Below are 14,421 nucleotides of genomic sequence, written 5' to 3' on the forward strand. Positions count from 1 at the left end.
TCACTCCTCCGGCTGATCCGACGGTGCGGGCGGCGGCGTCCTCCGCCGCCGCAACTGCGGTTCGGCGGGAGGCGCGGCCGGCGCAGCGGGAGGTGCCGGCGGCGCGGCAGCAGGGGCGGGCGGTACCGCAGGTGCGGCCGGCGGCGCGGCAGCCGGAGCTGCCGGGGCGGGCGGTGCCGCAGCAGGCGGCGTGAATGCCGGCGGCGCGTACGATGCCGGCGGGGCGAACGGCGCCGGTCGCGCCCCCGGCGCCGGGGGCGCGAGGTTCGGCACGAATGGCGGCGGCGGAGTCACGGACGGCGGACCTGCGTACGCGGGCGGCCCCACGGGCTGCGCCTCGGATGCGGCGGCCGCATGCTCGCTCCAGCGGTGGGTCGTGTCGCGCGATGCGGCCTCGGCGGCCGCCCGGCTGACGTCGTCGAGCAGCGCCAGGGCATCGGCGCGCTCGAGGCCGGAGAGGTAGCCGGTGATGGGTCCCGGAACCGAATGCACCTGTGCGCCCGAGACCCGCTGCGACCGGTCGATCGGCCCCTGACTGAGCGAGACGCCCTGCAGGCGCGCGAGCGGGAACACGGCGAGCTTGCGCCAGACGATGCCCCGACGCAGCAGCAGGCCGAACTCCTCGACGAGGTAGCCGTGGCGCTTCCACGAGAACGGACGCCGCCACCACGCGCGCCGCGGCATCGTGCGGTACGTGTCGCCTTCGATCGGGCCGACGACACCCTGCTCCCAGAGGGAGTGGATGCTCTCGGCGGGAACATCGGGCAGCACCAGCGCGAGCACGCGCTCGACGTCGGCGCGCTTGCCGACCGGCAGCACCACGTTGAACTGCTGTCCACTGCCGGAGGACTGCTGAGCGGCGCTCTTGCCGCTCATCCGGTTGATCTTGATCGTCCACCAGCCGAACGGGCGCCACAGCAGCGACTGCGTCACCTCGACGGCGAAGATGCGCCCCGGCGGGAGCGTCTCGGTCACGGTCGTGAGGAGCCCGTACGTGATGCGCACGCCGTCGGGGGTGGGGGCGATCGAGTAGCGCAACGACTTCGAGATCTGCGCCCAGGTGATACCGACCACGGCGATCACCAGCGGTACTCCCATGCCGAAGCCCAGGCCGAGCAGCACGACGCCGCCGTCGGTGTCGCCATCGATCAGCAGGCCGATCAGCGCGCTGCCGAACGCGATCGCGAAGATCGCGCCGAAGAACACCACCCACAGCAGGCCCGAGATCAACTGCGATCCGACGAGGCGTCCGGTCGGGATCTTGACGACACTCTCGGGGACGACGTCGGCGAGGTCGACACCCGCGAGGAGGTCGTTGACTCCGGAATTCACCGATCCGACCAGCTGCGCGCGCGCGGATCCCGGCGCGGTCGCAGCCGGGGCCGGGGCGGAACCCGGGTTCAGCGCCGCGTTGCGGGCCGCCCTGGCGCCCGATGCCAGGCGCAGGATGTCCGACCTCACGGACTCGGCGCGCGATGTCGCGAGATACTCGAGCTCGACGTTCGCATCGTTTCCGGCGCCCACGACCTCCAGCTTCGCGAGTCCGATGATGCGCGCCGGGAAGGGACGGGTCAGGTTGACACCCTGCACGCGATCGAGCGGAGCCCGTCGGTGCGAGCGGAAGATGAACCCCTTGCGCACCTCGACGTGGTCGCCGGTGATCCGGAACTGATGGAAGCGCCAGACGAACCAGAAGATCAGCACGAGAACGATGACGAGCCCGAGCACGCTGAGCAGCGCGACGAGGATCAGGTTGTTGGAGAGCACCCAGTCGACGGGATCGCCGCCGGAGTAGTCGCCGACGTGCGCCTCCTCCGGCGCGAAGAGTGCGACGGCCCACGTGATGAGACGATCGCGCATGTTCGTGATCACGATGCCGGCGACGATGATCAGCACCAGCCCGCCCTTGAAGAGCGGCGTGAGCGGATGCATGCGGTGCCACTCGCCGTTGGCGAGGGTGGTCGACGAGTCGCCGACGGCCGCCGCCGCGCTCGGGGACGGAGGGAGCTGCGGCTCGCTCACAGGCCGGTCCGGCGGGTCTCGGCGACGTGGATGAGGGTGTCGCGCAGCGCCTCCGCAGCCTCCTGAGTGAGACCGGGGATCTGCACGCCGGTCGTCGCGGCGGCCGTCACCATCTTGAGCTGCGCGATGCCGAAGCCGCGGTCGAGCGGGCCCTGGGTGATGTCCACCAGCTGCATGCGGCCGTAGGGCACAGCGATCATGCGCTGCCAGAGGATGCCCTTGCGGAAGACGATGTCGTCGGCGCGCAGCATGTACCCGATCGCCTTCGCCTGGCGCGGAAGGATGATGAGCGCGATCACCGTGATGAGGAGGACGATGCCGGCGGGGATCCACACCCACTGCTGGTGCAGCACGAGGCTGAGCACGAGCGCCGCGGCGGCGACGATCACGAGGAAGATCACGTTCTGCACGATCTGCGAGACCACGTAGCGCGGCGAGATCTGGTGCCACGCGCCGTCGAGCTCCAGGCGGGCCTCGTTCCGAGCCGTCCGCAGCTCGGAGTACGTGCCCTGGTCGAGGGCGGCGAGGTCAGTGCCCTCCGCCGGGTTCAGGGGCGCGGTCTCTGGGTTCTGAGTCATCAGGATCCTTCGGCAGGGTGCAGAACTGTTCGGCGACGAGCGCGGCGATCGTGAGGACGATCGCACTACCGACGAGGGCCAGCATGGCCACAGTCGACCCTACCTGTGGATCGACCGGCCGTGAGAGGAGGAAGACCAGCAGCCCCGCTCCGAAGCCCGCCATGATGGCGCCGAGCAGGCTGGAGGCACGGGCGAGCGTCGCCGCTCTCAGCGCGCGGAACGGGTCTATGCGCACACCCGAGCGCACGCTGCGACGCACCGGCCAGGCGACGCCCAGCGAGGCCGCGGCGATCAGCAGGAGCAGCACCGGGAGCAGCAGCGACGGCGTGAAAGTGACGCGGCCGGACGCCGTGAGCAGATGATCGAGCAGGAACCCGCCGCCGGCCGCGAGCAGCGCGAGGAGGAGCAGGAGCCCCGCAGACGTGCGCCTCATCCTTCACCCCGACCGTGCAGCTCGGCCGCGAGGTCGGCCACGCGTCCTCGTCCGAGAAGCACCGCATCCGGGTCCACGTCGAGCCAGGGGTCGAGCACGAACAGCCGTTCCGCGGCGCGCGGGTGCGGCAGCTGCAGACGCGGCTCGTCCGAGACGACGTCACCGTAGGCGATGAGGTCGAGGTCGAGCGTGCGGTCGCCCCACCGCTCGCGGCGCTCCCGACCGTTCTCGTCCTCGATGGCGTGCAGCATCCCGAGGAGGATCTCCGGGGCGAGACGCGTGGTGACCAGGGCGACCGCGTTCACGTACCCCGGCGCCTCAGGATCCGGTCCGTCGAGGCGGAGTGCGACGGTCTCGAACAGGTCGGAGAGCCGCACGTCGCTCACGAGCGGCAGCCGCGCGATCCGCTGGGCCGCCGCACGGATCGTCTCATGCCGATCTCCGAGATTCGCGCCGAGAGCGACGACCGCCACGGTCTCCGGGCGGGCAGGGCGGGGGCCGGGCCGCTCGGGCGCCTTCGCGAGGTCCCGGCTCATATCGTGATGTCCTCGAGCGCCTGCGGCGGGCGGCTGCGGTTCACGGTGACCGCCACGTCGGCGAAGTTCAGTGCGATCGGAGCGTGCGGCTTGTGCACGGTCACCGTCACGTTCTGCACTCGCTCGTCTTCGAGGGCCACCGAGGCGATGCGCTCCGCGAGCGTCTCGATCAGGTTCACCGGTTCGCCCGCGACGACCGCCGCCACTTTCTCGGCGAGGTCCCCGTAGTGCACAGTGTCGGCCACCTCGTCGGAGGCCGCGGCCTGCTCGAGCGACAACCGCAGGCGTAGGTCGACGGTGAACTCCTGGCCGTCTTCACGCTCGTGCGGGTAGACGCCGTGGTGTCCGAAGACGGTCAGACCGGAGAGAACGATCTCATCGAGGAAATCCATACCTCTAGCGTACGGGGGCCCACCCCCTCGGCCGGGTGGGAGTTCAGCCTGCCCAGGCGTGGGCGATCGCGAGTGCATCGCGGGTGCCGGCCACATCGTGCACGCGCACGGCCCACACCCCGGCGCGGGCAGCCAGAGCACTCGTGACGGCCGTCGCGAGATCGCGGCGGGATTCGGAGACCTCGTCTTCCGCCCCGGCCTCCCGACGCAGCGCCTCCGCCAGGAAGCGTTTGCGCGAGGTGCCGATGAGCACTCGAGGCCCCAGAGCAATGATCTCGTCGAGTCCGCGCAGCACGTCCCAGTTCTGCGGGCCGGCTTTCGCGAACCCGATACCCGGGTCGAGGATCAGCCGAGACGGCGCGATTCCGGATGCCGCGGCCTCGCCCATGCGCTCCTGCAGCTCTCCCGCCACCTCGCGCGCGACGCGACGGTACTCGGCGTTCGCATACATGTCGGAGGAGAATCCACGCCAGTGGCCGATCGCGTAGTCGGCCCCGGATTCCGCGACGGCTGCCCGCATCTCGGGGTCCGCGAGCCCTCCGGAGACGTCGTTCACGATGCGCGCGCCCGCCCGCACTGCCGCCGCCGCGGTGGCCGCATTGAGTGTGTCGATGCTGACGGGCACGCCCGCCGCCGCCAGCTGTTCGATCACCGGGATCACTCGCTGCTGCTCGATGTCGGTGCCGACGCGTTCGGCGCCGGGCCTGGTCGACTCGCCGCCGACGTCGAGCACCGCTGCGCCTTCGGCGCGCAGTCGCAGACCGTGGGCGACCGCCCGATCGACGTCGAGGTAGCGACCGCCATCGCTGAACGAGTCGGGGGTCACGTTGACGATGCCCCAGATCGTCGTCATCAGCGCGCTGCTCCGGAACCCGCCGATGCGCCGATCAGCGTGATCAACTCGGCCCTGGCGACGGCATCCGTGTACTCCCCGCGGGCCGCGATCGTGAGGGTGGACGCCTCGCTCTGCCGTCCGCCACGCATCGTGACGCAGCCGTGGGAGGCATCGAGCACGACGAGGACTCCCCGGGTGTCGAGGTGCTCCGCGATCGTGTCGGCGATCTGCTCGCCGAGACGCTCCTGCACCTGTGGACGGGCGGCGAGGATCTCGACCACGCGCACGAGCGCCCCGAGGCCGACGACCTGCTCGCCCGGGAGATAGGCGATGTGGGCGTGCCCGGCGAAGGGCAGCAGGTGGTGCTCGCAGACGGAGCGGAAGCGGATGTCGCGCAGCAACACGGCCCCGGACGGCAGGGTGTCCGGTGCGGGTCCGCGCGAGACGCTGATGGTGCGTGCCAGCGGCTCGGCGGCATCCACTCCGACTCCCGCGAAGAACTCGAAGTACAGCTCGGCCATACGTGACGGTGTCTGCTTCAGCCCCGGTCGATCAGGATCTTCGCCGATGGCCTCGAGCAGCTCACGGGTGAGTCGCTCGACACGGTGCCTGTCGACGGTCACGTCACGCCGTCGCGGGTCGCGGGTTCCCGGCTCCCGCCGAACCCTGCTGCGCACGGGGTGCGGTGGTGGGTGCCTCGACGGATGCCGCGAGCGAGACGTCCTTCTTGGGCACCTCGATCGGGGGCCGCTCCGACACCGGACGGTCTTCACTCGACAGCCACAGCGGACGCTCCGGAAGCTTCTTCACCTCGGTGAAGATCTCGGCGATCTGGTTGTGGTCGAGGGTCTCCTCCTCGAGGAGCGCCAGGGCGAGCTTGTCGAGGATGTCGCGGTTCGCGCTGATGACCTCGTAGGCCTCGTTGTGCGCCTGCTCGATGAGCGCGCGCACTTCGGCATCCACCCGCTCGGCGACCCGCTCGGAGTACTCACGCCCGCGGCCCATGTCACGACCGGCAAAGGGTTCGCCGCCCTCGCTGCCGAGCTTGACCGGACCCACCTGCGTGGTCATGCCGTACTCGAGCACCATCTTGCGGGCGATCGAGGTCGCCTTCTCGATGTCGTTCGATGCACCGGTGGTGGGGTCGTGGAAGATGATCTCCTCCGCGACGCGACCGCCCATGGCGTAGGTCAGCTGGTCCTGGAGCTCGTTGCGGGTGATCGAGTACTTGTCGTCCAGCGGCAGCACCATCGTGTATCCGAGGGCCTTGCCGCGGGGCAGGATCGTGATCTTGGTGACCGGGTCGGTGTAGTTCATCGCCGCCGCCGCGAGGGCGTGTCCACCCTCGTGGTACGCGGTGATCAGCTTCTCCTTGTCGCGCATCACACGGGTGCGGCGCTGCGGTCCGGCAATCACGCGGTCGATGGCCTCGTCGAGGGCGCGGTTGTCGACCAGCTGCGCGTTCGAGCGGGCGGTGAGCAGCGCGGCTTCATTGAGGACGTTGGCCAGGTCTGCACCGGTGAACCCGGGGGTCTTGCGGGCGACGACTTCGAGGTCGACGTTCTTCGAGAGCGGCTTGCCCTTGCTGTGCACCTCGAGGATCCGCTGGCGGCCCTTGAGGTCGGGGGCGTCGACGCCGATCTGGCGGTCGAAGCGGCCGGGGCGCAGCAGTGCCGGGTCGAGGATGTCGGGGCGGTTGGTCGCGGCGATCACGATGACGTTCGCGTTCGGGTCGAAGCCGTCCATCTCGACCAGCATCTGGTTGAGGGTCTGCTCGCGCTCGTCGTTTCCGCCGCCCATGCCGGCACCGCGGTGGCGGCCGACGGCGTCGATCTCGTCGATGAAGATGATGGCGGGGGCGTTCTCCTTGGCCTGGCCGAAGAGGTCGCGCACACGGGAGGCACCGACACCGACGAACATCTCGACGAAGTCCGATCCGGAGATCGAGTAGAACGGGGCGCCTGCCTCGCCGGCGACGGCGCGGGCGAGGAGCGTCTTGCCGGTTCCGGGAGGGCCGTACAGGAGCACGCCCTTCGGGATGCGGGCGCCGATGGCCTGGAACTTCGCGGGATCCTGCAGGAACTCCTTGATCTCGTGGAGCTCTTCGATGGCCTCGTCGGCACCGGCGACGTCGGCGAAGGTGACGGTCGGCGTCTCCTTGTTGACGAGCTTGGCCTTGGACTTGCCGAACTGCATGACCTTGCCGCCGCCGCCCTGCATCGACGACAGCAGCCACCAGAACAGGAGGCCCAGCAGCACGAGCGGGAGGAGGAGCGAGAGGAAGCCGTCGAACCAGGTCGCACGCGGCACGGCGTCGTTGAAGCCGTCCTTCGGAGCGGCTTCGTTGATCGCGGTGACCACCTCGTCGGCGCGGGCGTCGACGTAGTAGAACTGCACGTTCTCGGAGCCCTCGAACGCCTTGGACAGCGTCATGTCGACGCGCTGGTCGCCGTCGGTGTTGACGACCTCGGTGACCGTGGTGCCGGAGAGGAGCTTGAGCCCCTCCTGCGTCGTGATCTGCTTGGGCGCACCCAGATTCGAGATCAGCAGGAAGCCGCCGAACAGCAGCAGGCCGATCAGCGCGACGTAGATCAGCGGATTCCGGGTGAGCTTCTTCACATCCATGATCGGATCAGCGTATCGCGCGCGCCCTAGGGGGTCGCTGTACGTTCACCCACGGCGTAGCGTGCCGCGCGTCAGGAGTAGACGTGGGGGGCGAGCACCGCGACGTCGCGCAGGTTGCGGTAGCGCTCGTCGTAGTCGAGGCCGTATCCGACGACGAAGTCGGTGGGGATGTCGAAGCCGACGTACTTGCAGTCGATGTGGACCTTCGCGGCCTCGGGCTTGCGCAGCAGGGCGAGCACCTCGATCGACTCGGCGCCGCGGGATCCGAAGTTCTCGAGTAGCCAGCTGAGGGTCAGACCCGAGTCGATGATGTCCTCGACGATCAGGACGTGCTTGCCGTTGAGGTCGGTGTCGAGGTCTTTGCGGATCTGCACCACACCGCTCGACTTGGTGCTGGCGCCGTAGCTCGAGACCGCCATCCAGTCCATCGGGGCGTGGAACGGCAGAGCGCGGGCGAAGTCGGCCATGACCATGACGGCCCCCTTGAGCACGCCGACGAGGACCAGGTCCTTGCCCTCGTAGTCCTGGGCGACCTGCGTCGCCAGCTCATCGAGCTTGGCGAGGATCTCCTCCTCTGTGACGAGGATCTGAGCAAGGTCGTCCTGGATCTCCGCGGCGCGCATGGATCGATTTTAGGTGACGGAACCGGGTGCTCCGGTTCAGGGTTCTCCGTTGCGATCAGGAATGGATCTCGTCGTTGTCGCCGCGGGTGGTCTTCGGGCTGAGCACGCCGATCTCGATGGTCTCGTACTTGCCCTCCTCGGAGCGCACCCACGTTACCTCGACATACCAGTCGTCCTTACCGTAGGCGTCGGCGGTGCGTCGCCCCTCCGACGTCTCACGAGCGTCCGTGTGCTCCCACCCGTCTGCAAGTAGTTGCGCCGCGATCGCCTTCGCCGCCTCTTCAGACGCCCCGTCGCGCTGAACCGGCTCGACGTAGGTGTCGACCTGCCACCAGACAGAGTCCTCGGCAGACGGTTCGGCGGAGACCGGGTTCTGGAGCATCCGCCCTCGGGACTCCACATCGGGCGTCGTCGTCGGCGCGAGGTCCGCCGGGATCATCCCCACGATCTCCTCCGCCAGCGCCTCAGCCGTCACCCGATACTCGTCAAGGCGACTCTCGGCCGTCATCGCACACCCTCCCACGATGCATGCCGCAGCAAGCACCGCCAACGCACCCCAGAGACGCCTCATGCGTCAGGACGACAGCTCGTCGCTGTCGACGCGCACCATCTCCGGGCTCACCATGAGGACGCGCTGGCTCCCTGTTCGGCCTCGGTCAAGAGGAGATGTCATCATGGTCTCCGCGCACCGTCGTGGGGCTGACAACCGAGATGTCGAACCGTTCGACCTTGCCTGGTTCAGACTTCACCCACGCGATCTCCACGTACCAATCGTCCTGTCGGAAGCCGTCCGTGATCGTGCGGCCTTCGCCTGTCTCGCGGACGCGCTCCACCGTCCAACCATCCGACTTCATGGCCTCCGTGACGGCGGCAATCGCCTCAGCCGCTGCACCCTCCCACTCCACAAGGCTGACGTAGGCGCGAGCCTGCCACCAGGCGGGATCGCCCGGACGTTTCTCGGCGGTGACACCGTTCTGCGGCGCCTGCCCCCGCGACTCCAGCTCAGTATCGAGCGCCGGCTCCAGGTGAACGGGGATGAGCTCGACGACACTCATCGCGAGCGTCTCACTCTCCGCCTTGTACTCGTCGAGTCGACTCTCCGGTGTCGGTGGCACCGCGCATCCTCCCAGAATCAGCACGCAGACGAGCGCGATCATCATTCCCGTCAGTCTTCGCACCATTCGGCTCAGGAATGGATCTCGTCGTGATCGCCACGGATCGTGTCAGGGCTCACCACGAGGACCCTCAAGCTCTCGATCGTTTTCGGAGTAGAGCGTACCCATGCGACACGCACATACCATCCGTCCCGTCGGTACTCATCCGTCTTGTAGACCGGATCCGGGGAGCCCGACTCTTCAGCCTTCTTCCATCCGTCGTCAACGAGCGCGGTTTCGATTGCTGTGGCCGCGGTCTCGGACGCCGCAGGCTCGTCGAGCATGACCACCGAGGTCTTCACTTCCCACCAGGCGGGCGTTTGAGGGGTGTCTCCCATGCTCTGCGCCAGCCGCCCGGCGGAGGCACTATCCGGGGCTTCATCCGCAATCACTGCTGCGGGAATGGACTCCACGACCTGCTGCGAGATCGCCTCGCCTTCAGCTCGAAACTCATCCAACCGACTGTCAGCCGACACGGCACACCCTCCGATCAAGCCCACCGACGCGAGCAGTGCAACGATTCCCCACCATCTCCGCATCAGTCGATCCTCACATAGTGCGGCTCATAGTCCGAAGCATCGATCCCATCGATCGCAATGCTGGAGTACCCACCCGTGACGTACTCATTCGGAGCCCAACTGATCGCCTCGCCGCCGGTGATGACCTCGACGATGTTGTGAAACGCGGTCGACCGCGGATTGAGCACGGAGCTGTGACTCTCAATCCCATTCGGGAAGCCGTAGTCCTCGAGGTCGGCGCTATCGGGATCTGCATGGTCGATCCATCCAGTCTCCAGACGCGTAACGTCGTCGGCCAACAACGGGGACTGGCCGTGGATCGCATACCAATCGTCGTGATCACCCTGAATCATCCCCACCACGGCGTCGTTCCTAGCCATCATCGAGTAGTGCGGAACGCCGGATGTGTACGGGAAATCTTCGACGCCGGCCACCCCAGCCCCCATGCCGGCCGCAGAGACGTAGAGAATACGGTCGGCCTTCAAACCGGCCTGCTCCGCCAACCCCACGGTCGCGCCGCCGTAACTGTGTCCCATAACGGTGAGAGTGGAATCGGCCGGGCGTTCGATGCCCGCGACGAAATCGACCAGCTTCGGAGCGAGATCATGGGAGTACGAAGCATCCGTGGGGCCGGGGACTTCCAGCTGCGGAAAGCTACCGCCAGCCCATTGGAACACTGCGCTCCCCGGGCCGTTCGCATCGATAGCCGCGGAATAGAGACTTGCTCCGGTTCCGTGACCGAATTCACTGATTGTGGTCGTCGTTCCCGGCACGGAGACCGCCACGTTCTGCACCCAGACCGGGATGTCGCCGGTGACGGGGTCGATTGCTCCGTGATAGGTCGCAATGGCATTCGCATCAGCATTGAAGACGACGACCTGAGCTCCACTGTGCTTGTGTTCGCGGCCGGACTCGTCGTACCAGACTGGCTGCTCATCGAGCAGATCCTTCCACGCACCGATCGGCTCCCGCAGCTCGGCGATCTCGTCGCTCAGGCTCTTCCGTCGCTGGGCGCTCCAGTGGTTCCGCGCCGTCATCCCGTCGAGCTTCTCCTGGAGCCGGGCGATCTCGGCTTCCCTGCGTGCGATCTCGTCGCGGATGTTGGTGTGGTTCGCGGTGACCCGGTCACGGATCGGGATGCCGTTGAGGTTCCCGAGGATCATCGGGGATGCGGCAAGCAGCGCATCCCGCGTCGCCTGATCCATCGTGTTCCACGTCTCACGGATGATGTCCGGATCCCCGAGACCGGCCAGGGACTCGGCCGTGATCGCATTGACGTTCCCCGCCCACGCGAGGCTCGCCGCAGCGAACCCTGCACCGCGGACCTTCCCGCCCTGGGTGACGGCGGAGATGAGCGGCACGGCGGCGATGGCGTTCACCGCACGCCGGTCGATCTCCGCCCGCTCGTCGCCGAGCGCGTTGTACGACGCCCGCGCCGTGTAATAGTCGTCGATCGCATCCTGCCAGCGACGCAGGTAGCTCGGGTCGTCGACGTACATCCACGACGGCAGCACCGCGTCCCACGGCAGCGCCCAGCCCGTGACGAACTCGCTCGCCGCGCTCAACGCCTCGGCCCGACGCACGAAGATGTGGTCGTACGCATTCTGCGCGGCACGCAGCCGACGCGCAGCATCGCTCTTCAGCCCCTCAAGGTCGGTCGCATACGCCGACACCGCCGTCGAGATGCCGTCGAGCCCCTCAGCCGCCTCGCCCATGCGCTGCGACAGGAGCACGATCCGTGCACCGAGGGCATCCGCGGCAGATGCCGTCATCGACGTGATGCTCGCCAGCGCCGCATCCGCATCGCCCTTGCGCTCTCGCGACGACGCCGCCCGCGTGGAGAACGTGGTCGCATACCCACTCACGGCGCCCGCATCACCGCGAGCCGGATCGTCGATCAGCCCCGGCAGATTCATTGCGCCGCCTGCTGCGCGAGCGCCTCGTCGTTGGCGGTGAAGGTCGATGCCACGGATGCCGCATCGGTCGCAGAGTTGGTCGCCGTCTGCGCGAGGGCCGACAGGATCTGCGTCACCAGCGACTCGGCCTCGCCCAGCGCACCTTCGACCGAAGACGACCCGGTGCCTCCGAACGACAGGCACGACGTGATGATCGGCGCGGCCCCCGCAGTGAGCCGTGCCTGCGCTGCATCGAGCGCTTCTTTCTGAACATCGAGATCGGTCACCGATGCCCCTTTCCCCCCGGACCCGTCTACCCTACGTCACGCGTCCGACGCCGCCGATGGGCAGATCTCCCCATGCCCAGCGATCCGCACTACTGTGAGCGGTGATGCGGGCGGACGCCCCGGACGGAAGGATTCACCATGGCTCTTGACGACATCCTCAAGCAGGTTCCGATCGACGACATCGCCGAGAAACTGGGTGTCTCGCGAGACGAGGCGAAGGTCGCTGTCGAGCAGGGCGGCGCCGTGCTGCTGGGCGGGCTCGCGAAGAACGCAGAGACCGACGAGGGCTCCGCGGCCATCCAGAACGCGCTGAAGAAGCACGAGGGCACGGCCGGCGCTTCGAAGGTCGACGACATCGATCAGGCCGACGGCGACAAGATCGTCGCGCACATCCTCGGCTCCAAGAAGACGGAGGTCACGAAGGAGCTCACCGAGTCGAAGGCGACTCCCGGCATCGACTTCGGCAAGCTCCTCCCGATCCTCGCCCCCATCGTGATGGGCCTCATCGCGAACGCGACGAAGGACAAGACTGCGAAGGCGGATGCCGGAGCCGAGAGCTCGGGCGGCATCGGCGACGTCATCGGCGGGATCCTCGGCGGTGGCAACAGCGGCGGCTCGGCAGGCGGAATCGGTGACGTGATCGGCGGACTGCTCGGCGGTGGCAAGAGCGGCGGCTCCGGCGGAGGCATCGACCTCGGCGGCATCCTCGGCGGCCTCTTCGGCGGCAAGAAGTAGGACCTCACCCGACGCATCCGGTCGCGAGGCTCAGGCGCTTCGGCGGAGGGTCCTCAGCGACCGGATGCAGTGAACACGATGCGGCCGCCCTGGCGCACAGCCGCGCACCCGGGCAGGTCGATCGGCCCCTGACCGCGCCAATCGGTGACGAGCCGCGCGACCTCGATGGTCTGCGTCCTCGTGAGGCTCACCCCGAACTCGCTGTCGACGACGAGGCGGATGATGCGGTTGCGCAGTGCCGCGGGGTTGGCGGCGAGCGCCGCGACGCTCACTGAGATCCCCGCCTCCGCATGCTCGACGATGTCCTCGATCGTCTCGTGGATCATCTCGTCGAAGGCCTCAGCGTCCTCCCGCAGCTGCTCCGCGGTGCGGACGAGGGCCTCGGCGATGCCCGGACCGAGTTCAGCCTCGAGCACCGGCAGCACGCGCTCCCGCACCCGCACCCGCGCGTAACGGTCGTCGAAGTTGTGGGGGTCGTCCCAGACCTCGAGATCGGATGCCACGCAGAACGCCCGCGTCGTCTCCCGCCGCACGCCGAGTAGCGGACGGACCCAGCGGAGCCCGTCGTCGTCTTCCCGCGAGGGCGCCATGCCCTGCAGGCTGGTGGCGCCCGAGCCCCGCGCGAGCCCCAGGAGCACGGTCTCCGCCTGATCGTCGAGAGTGTGGCCGAGCAGCACGGCGGCCGCGCCTTCCGCACGTGCGATTCCGCCGAGTGCCGCGTAGCGGGCATCGCGAGCGGCGGCCTCGATCCCTGAGCCGGACGAGCTGTCGACCTCGACGCGGGTCTGCAGCGCGTCGTCGACTCCGATTTCTTCCGCCGCGACCGCCGCCGTGCTGGCGATGAGGGACGATCCCTCCTGCAGGTCGTGGTCGACGGTCAGGCTGAGCACTTCGATCCCCCGGCTGCGAGCCTCGAAGACGGTCGCGGCGGTGAGCGCGAGCGAGTCAGCGCCGCCGGAGAGCGCGACGATCACGGTCGACCCTTGGGGGATATCGACGAGCGCGGTGCGCACGGCCAGGCGGATCTCGGCGATGGCGGGAGAGAGTGATGGCACGGTTCCACGGTAGGGCACGGTCACACCCCTGCGGGCGGCACGACCACGGGACTATCCTGACGCCGTGAACGATCACCCCCGCACGCAGCCGTTCCGGTCCGAACGGTTCAAGGCCTTCGCCGATGCCGTGGTGGCGATCGCCATGACGTTGCTCATCCTGCCCCTGATGGAGTCGGTGTCCGAGGCCGCATCCGACCATAAGAGCACGGCCGAGTTCTTCGACGAGCACTCGGGTCAGCTGCTGAGCTTCGGGCTGAGCTTCCTCCTGATCGCGACGTTCTGGATGGGACACCATCGCCAGTACCGGGACGTGGAGTTCGTGACCGGGCCCCTGCTGTGGATCAACGTCGCGTGGATGGCGACGATCGTGTGGCTCCCGGTTCCGACCGCGATGATCGGGCAGATGGACACCGACCCGCTGCAGGCCGTGGTGTACATCGGCACGCTGATCATGACACAGGTGACCACCCTCGCCGGATGGCTCTACCTGGCGCGCCATCGCGACCTCGGCACCGTGTCGACCGAGACCATCCGCCTGGGGGCCATCGGCGATGTCGCCTCGATCGTCCTGTTCACCGCCGCACTCGCGATCGCCGTCGCGGCTTCGCCGAACGGATACACGGGGCTGTTCCTGCTGCTCCTGAGCGACCCGATGAGCCGTCTGCTGAATCGTCTCCTCCGAAAGCGCCGGAGCGAGCCGCAGGTAGGCTAGTCCGCGGCATCCAACCGAACT

The 14,421-nt window shown here is 68.3% G+C and carries 17 protein-coding genes; 2 read left to right on the forward strand and 15 right to left on the reverse strand.

Annotated elements, in window-relative coordinates; translation table 11 throughout:
- The 14 genes from BQ2383_RS15160 to BQ2383_RS15225 all read right to left on the reverse strand — a co-directional run bounded on the left by BQ2383_RS15160 (window position 1) and on the right by BQ2383_RS15225 (window position 11,898).
- Complete coding sequence (locus tag BQ2383_RS15160; RefSeq protein WP_091035739.1) at window positions 1-2,022, reverse strand: PH domain-containing protein; 2,022 nt, start codon at window positions 2,020-2,022, stop codon at window positions 1-3.
- A complete protein-coding gene (locus BQ2383_RS15165) occupies window positions 2,019-2,600 on the reverse strand; it encodes a PH domain-containing protein (protein ID WP_091035741.1) in 582 nt (193 codons plus the stop codon). Before BQ2383_RS15165 ends, BQ2383_RS15160 begins: the two co-directional genes overlap by 4 nt.
- Window positions 2,551-3,033, reverse strand: coding sequence for a DUF3180 domain-containing protein (locus BQ2383_RS15170; RefSeq protein ID WP_091035744.1), 483 nt, complete (start codon window positions 3,031-3,033; stop codon window positions 2,551-2,553). The genes BQ2383_RS15165 and BQ2383_RS15170 overlap by 50 nt, the downstream gene beginning before the upstream one ends.
- Window positions 3,030-3,569, reverse strand: a complete 540-nt coding sequence (gene folK, locus BQ2383_RS15175) for a 2-amino-4-hydroxy-6-hydroxymethyldihydropteridine diphosphokinase (RefSeq protein ID WP_091035746.1) — start codon at window positions 3,567-3,569, stop codon at window positions 3,030-3,032. Before folK ends, BQ2383_RS15170 begins: the two co-directional genes overlap by 4 nt.
- The gene (gene folB / locus BQ2383_RS15180; RefSeq protein WP_091035749.1) at window positions 3,566-3,961 is read right to left on the reverse strand and encodes a dihydroneopterin aldolase; all 396 of its coding nucleotides are present in this window, start codon (window positions 3,959-3,961) and stop codon (window positions 3,566-3,568) included. Before folB ends, folK begins: the two co-directional genes overlap by 4 nt.
- A 43-nt stretch (window positions 3,962-4,004) precedes the next feature.
- Window positions 4,005-4,814, reverse strand: a complete 810-nt coding sequence (folP, locus tag BQ2383_RS15185) for a dihydropteroate synthase (RefSeq protein ID WP_091035751.1) — start codon at window positions 4,812-4,814, stop codon at window positions 4,005-4,007.
- Window positions 4,814-5,419 (reverse strand): GTP cyclohydrolase I, encoded by a 606-nt coding sequence (gene folE, locus BQ2383_RS15190; RefSeq protein WP_091035754.1) that lies wholly within the window; start codon window positions 5,417-5,419, stop codon window positions 4,814-4,816. Before folE ends, folP begins: the two co-directional genes overlap by 1 nt.
- A 1-nt stretch (window position 5,420) precedes the next feature.
- Window positions 5,421-7,421 (reverse strand): ATP-dependent zinc metalloprotease FtsH, encoded by a 2,001-nt coding sequence (gene ftsH / locus BQ2383_RS15195; RefSeq protein WP_091035756.1) that lies wholly within the window; start codon window positions 7,419-7,421, stop codon window positions 5,421-5,423.
- Window positions 7,422-7,492: 71 nt separating this feature from the next.
- Complete coding sequence (hpt, locus tag BQ2383_RS15200; protein WP_029262844.1) at window positions 7,493-8,044, reverse strand: hypoxanthine phosphoribosyltransferase; 552 nt, start codon at window positions 8,042-8,044, stop codon at window positions 7,493-7,495.
- 55 nt (window positions 8,045-8,099) lie between these two features.
- The gene (locus BQ2383_RS15205; RefSeq protein WP_091035758.1) at window positions 8,100-8,552 is read right to left on the reverse strand and encodes a hypothetical protein; all 453 of its coding nucleotides are present in this window, start codon (window positions 8,550-8,552) and stop codon (window positions 8,100-8,102) included.
- A gap of 148 nt (window positions 8,553-8,700) precedes the next feature.
- Window positions 8,701-9,204, reverse strand: a complete 504-nt coding sequence (locus BQ2383_RS15210) for a hypothetical protein (protein WP_231481839.1) — start codon at window positions 9,202-9,204, stop codon at window positions 8,701-8,703.
- A gap of 26 nt (window positions 9,205-9,230) precedes the next feature.
- Window positions 9,231-9,674 carry a hypothetical protein gene (locus tag BQ2383_RS15215; RefSeq protein ID WP_136025628.1) on the reverse strand — a complete coding sequence of 148 codons (444 nt, stop codon included), beginning with the start codon at window positions 9,672-9,674 and terminating at the stop codon, window positions 9,231-9,233.
- Window positions 9,675-9,736: 62 nt separating this feature from the next.
- Window positions 9,737-11,632, reverse strand: coding sequence for an alpha/beta hydrolase (locus tag BQ2383_RS15220; RefSeq protein WP_091035760.1), 1,896 nt, complete (start codon window positions 11,630-11,632; stop codon window positions 9,737-9,739).
- Window positions 11,629-11,898, reverse strand: a complete 270-nt coding sequence (locus tag BQ2383_RS15225; RefSeq protein ID WP_029262849.1) for a hypothetical protein — start codon at window positions 11,896-11,898, stop codon at window positions 11,629-11,631. The genes BQ2383_RS15220 and BQ2383_RS15225 overlap by 4 nt, the downstream gene beginning before the upstream one ends.
- 138 nt (window positions 11,899-12,036) lie before the next feature.
- On the opposite strand from BQ2383_RS15225, the gene BQ2383_RS15230 reads away from it, so the two are divergent.
- On the forward strand, window positions 12,037-12,633 hold the full coding sequence (locus BQ2383_RS15230) for a DUF937 domain-containing protein (protein WP_091035763.1): 597 nt from the start codon (window positions 12,037-12,039) through the stop codon (window positions 12,631-12,633).
- 53 nt (window positions 12,634-12,686) lie between these two features.
- Here BQ2383_RS15230 and tilS read toward each other — a convergent pair whose 3' ends face one another.
- Window positions 12,687-13,688, reverse strand: a complete 1,002-nt coding sequence (tilS, locus tag BQ2383_RS15235; RefSeq protein ID WP_091035934.1) for a tRNA lysidine(34) synthetase TilS — start codon at window positions 13,686-13,688, stop codon at window positions 12,687-12,689.
- Between the two features lie 64 nt (window positions 13,689-13,752).
- On the opposite strand from tilS, the gene BQ2383_RS15240 reads away from it, so the two are divergent.
- Window positions 13,753-14,400 carry a TMEM175 family protein gene (locus BQ2383_RS15240; RefSeq protein ID WP_091035765.1) on the forward strand — a complete coding sequence of 216 codons (648 nt, stop codon included), beginning with the start codon at window positions 13,753-13,755 and terminating at the stop codon, window positions 14,398-14,400.
- The last annotated feature ends 21 nt before the right edge of the window (window positions 14,401-14,421 follow it).

Origin of the sequence: Microbacterium oxydans (assembly GCF_900095745.1) — a bacterium.
Classification (GTDB): Bacteria; Actinomycetota; Actinomycetes; order Actinomycetales; family Microbacteriaceae; genus Microbacterium; species Microbacterium oxydans_B.

Bases quoted from the DNA above. Each gene is read 5' to 3' on its own strand.
- BQ2383_RS15165 (WP_091035741.1), bottom strand. From the start codon at position 2,600: ATGACTCAGAACCCAGAGACCGCGCCCCTGAACCCGGCGGAGGGCACT.
- BQ2383_RS15170 (WP_091035744.1), bottom strand. From the start codon at position 3,033: ATGAGGCGCACGTCTGCGGGGCTCCTGCTCCTCCTCGCGCTGCTCGCG.
- folK (WP_091035746.1), bottom strand. From the start codon at position 3,569: ATGAGCCGGGACCTCGCGAAGGCGCCCGAGCGGCCCGGCCCCCGCCCT.
- folB (WP_091035749.1), bottom strand. From the start codon at position 3,961: ATGGATTTCCTCGATGAGATCGTTCTCTCCGGTCTGACCGTCTTCGGA.
- folP (WP_091035751.1), bottom strand. From the start codon at position 4,814: ATGACGACGATCTGGGGCATCGTCAACGTGACCCCCGACTCGTTCAGC.
- ftsH (WP_091035756.1), bottom strand. From the start codon at position 7,421: ATGGATGTGAAGAAGCTCACCCGGAATCCGCTGATCTACGTCGCGCTG.
- hpt (WP_029262844.1), bottom strand. From the start codon at position 8,044: ATGCGCGCCGCGGAGATCCAGGACGACCTTGCTCAGATCCTCGTCACA.
- BQ2383_RS15205 (WP_091035758.1), bottom strand. From the start codon at position 8,552: ATGACGGCCGAGAGTCGCCTTGACGAGTATCGGGTGACGGCTGAGGCG.
- BQ2383_RS15210 (WP_231481839.1), bottom strand. From the start codon at position 9,204: ATGATGATCGCGCTCGTCTGCGTGCTGATTCTGGGAGGATGCGCGGTG.
- BQ2383_RS15220 (WP_091035760.1), bottom strand. From the start codon at position 11,632: ATGAATCTGCCGGGGCTGATCGACGATCCGGCTCGCGGTGATGCGGGC.
- BQ2383_RS15230 (WP_091035763.1), top strand. From the start codon at position 12,037: ATGGCTCTTGACGACATCCTCAAGCAGGTTCCGATCGACGACATCGCC.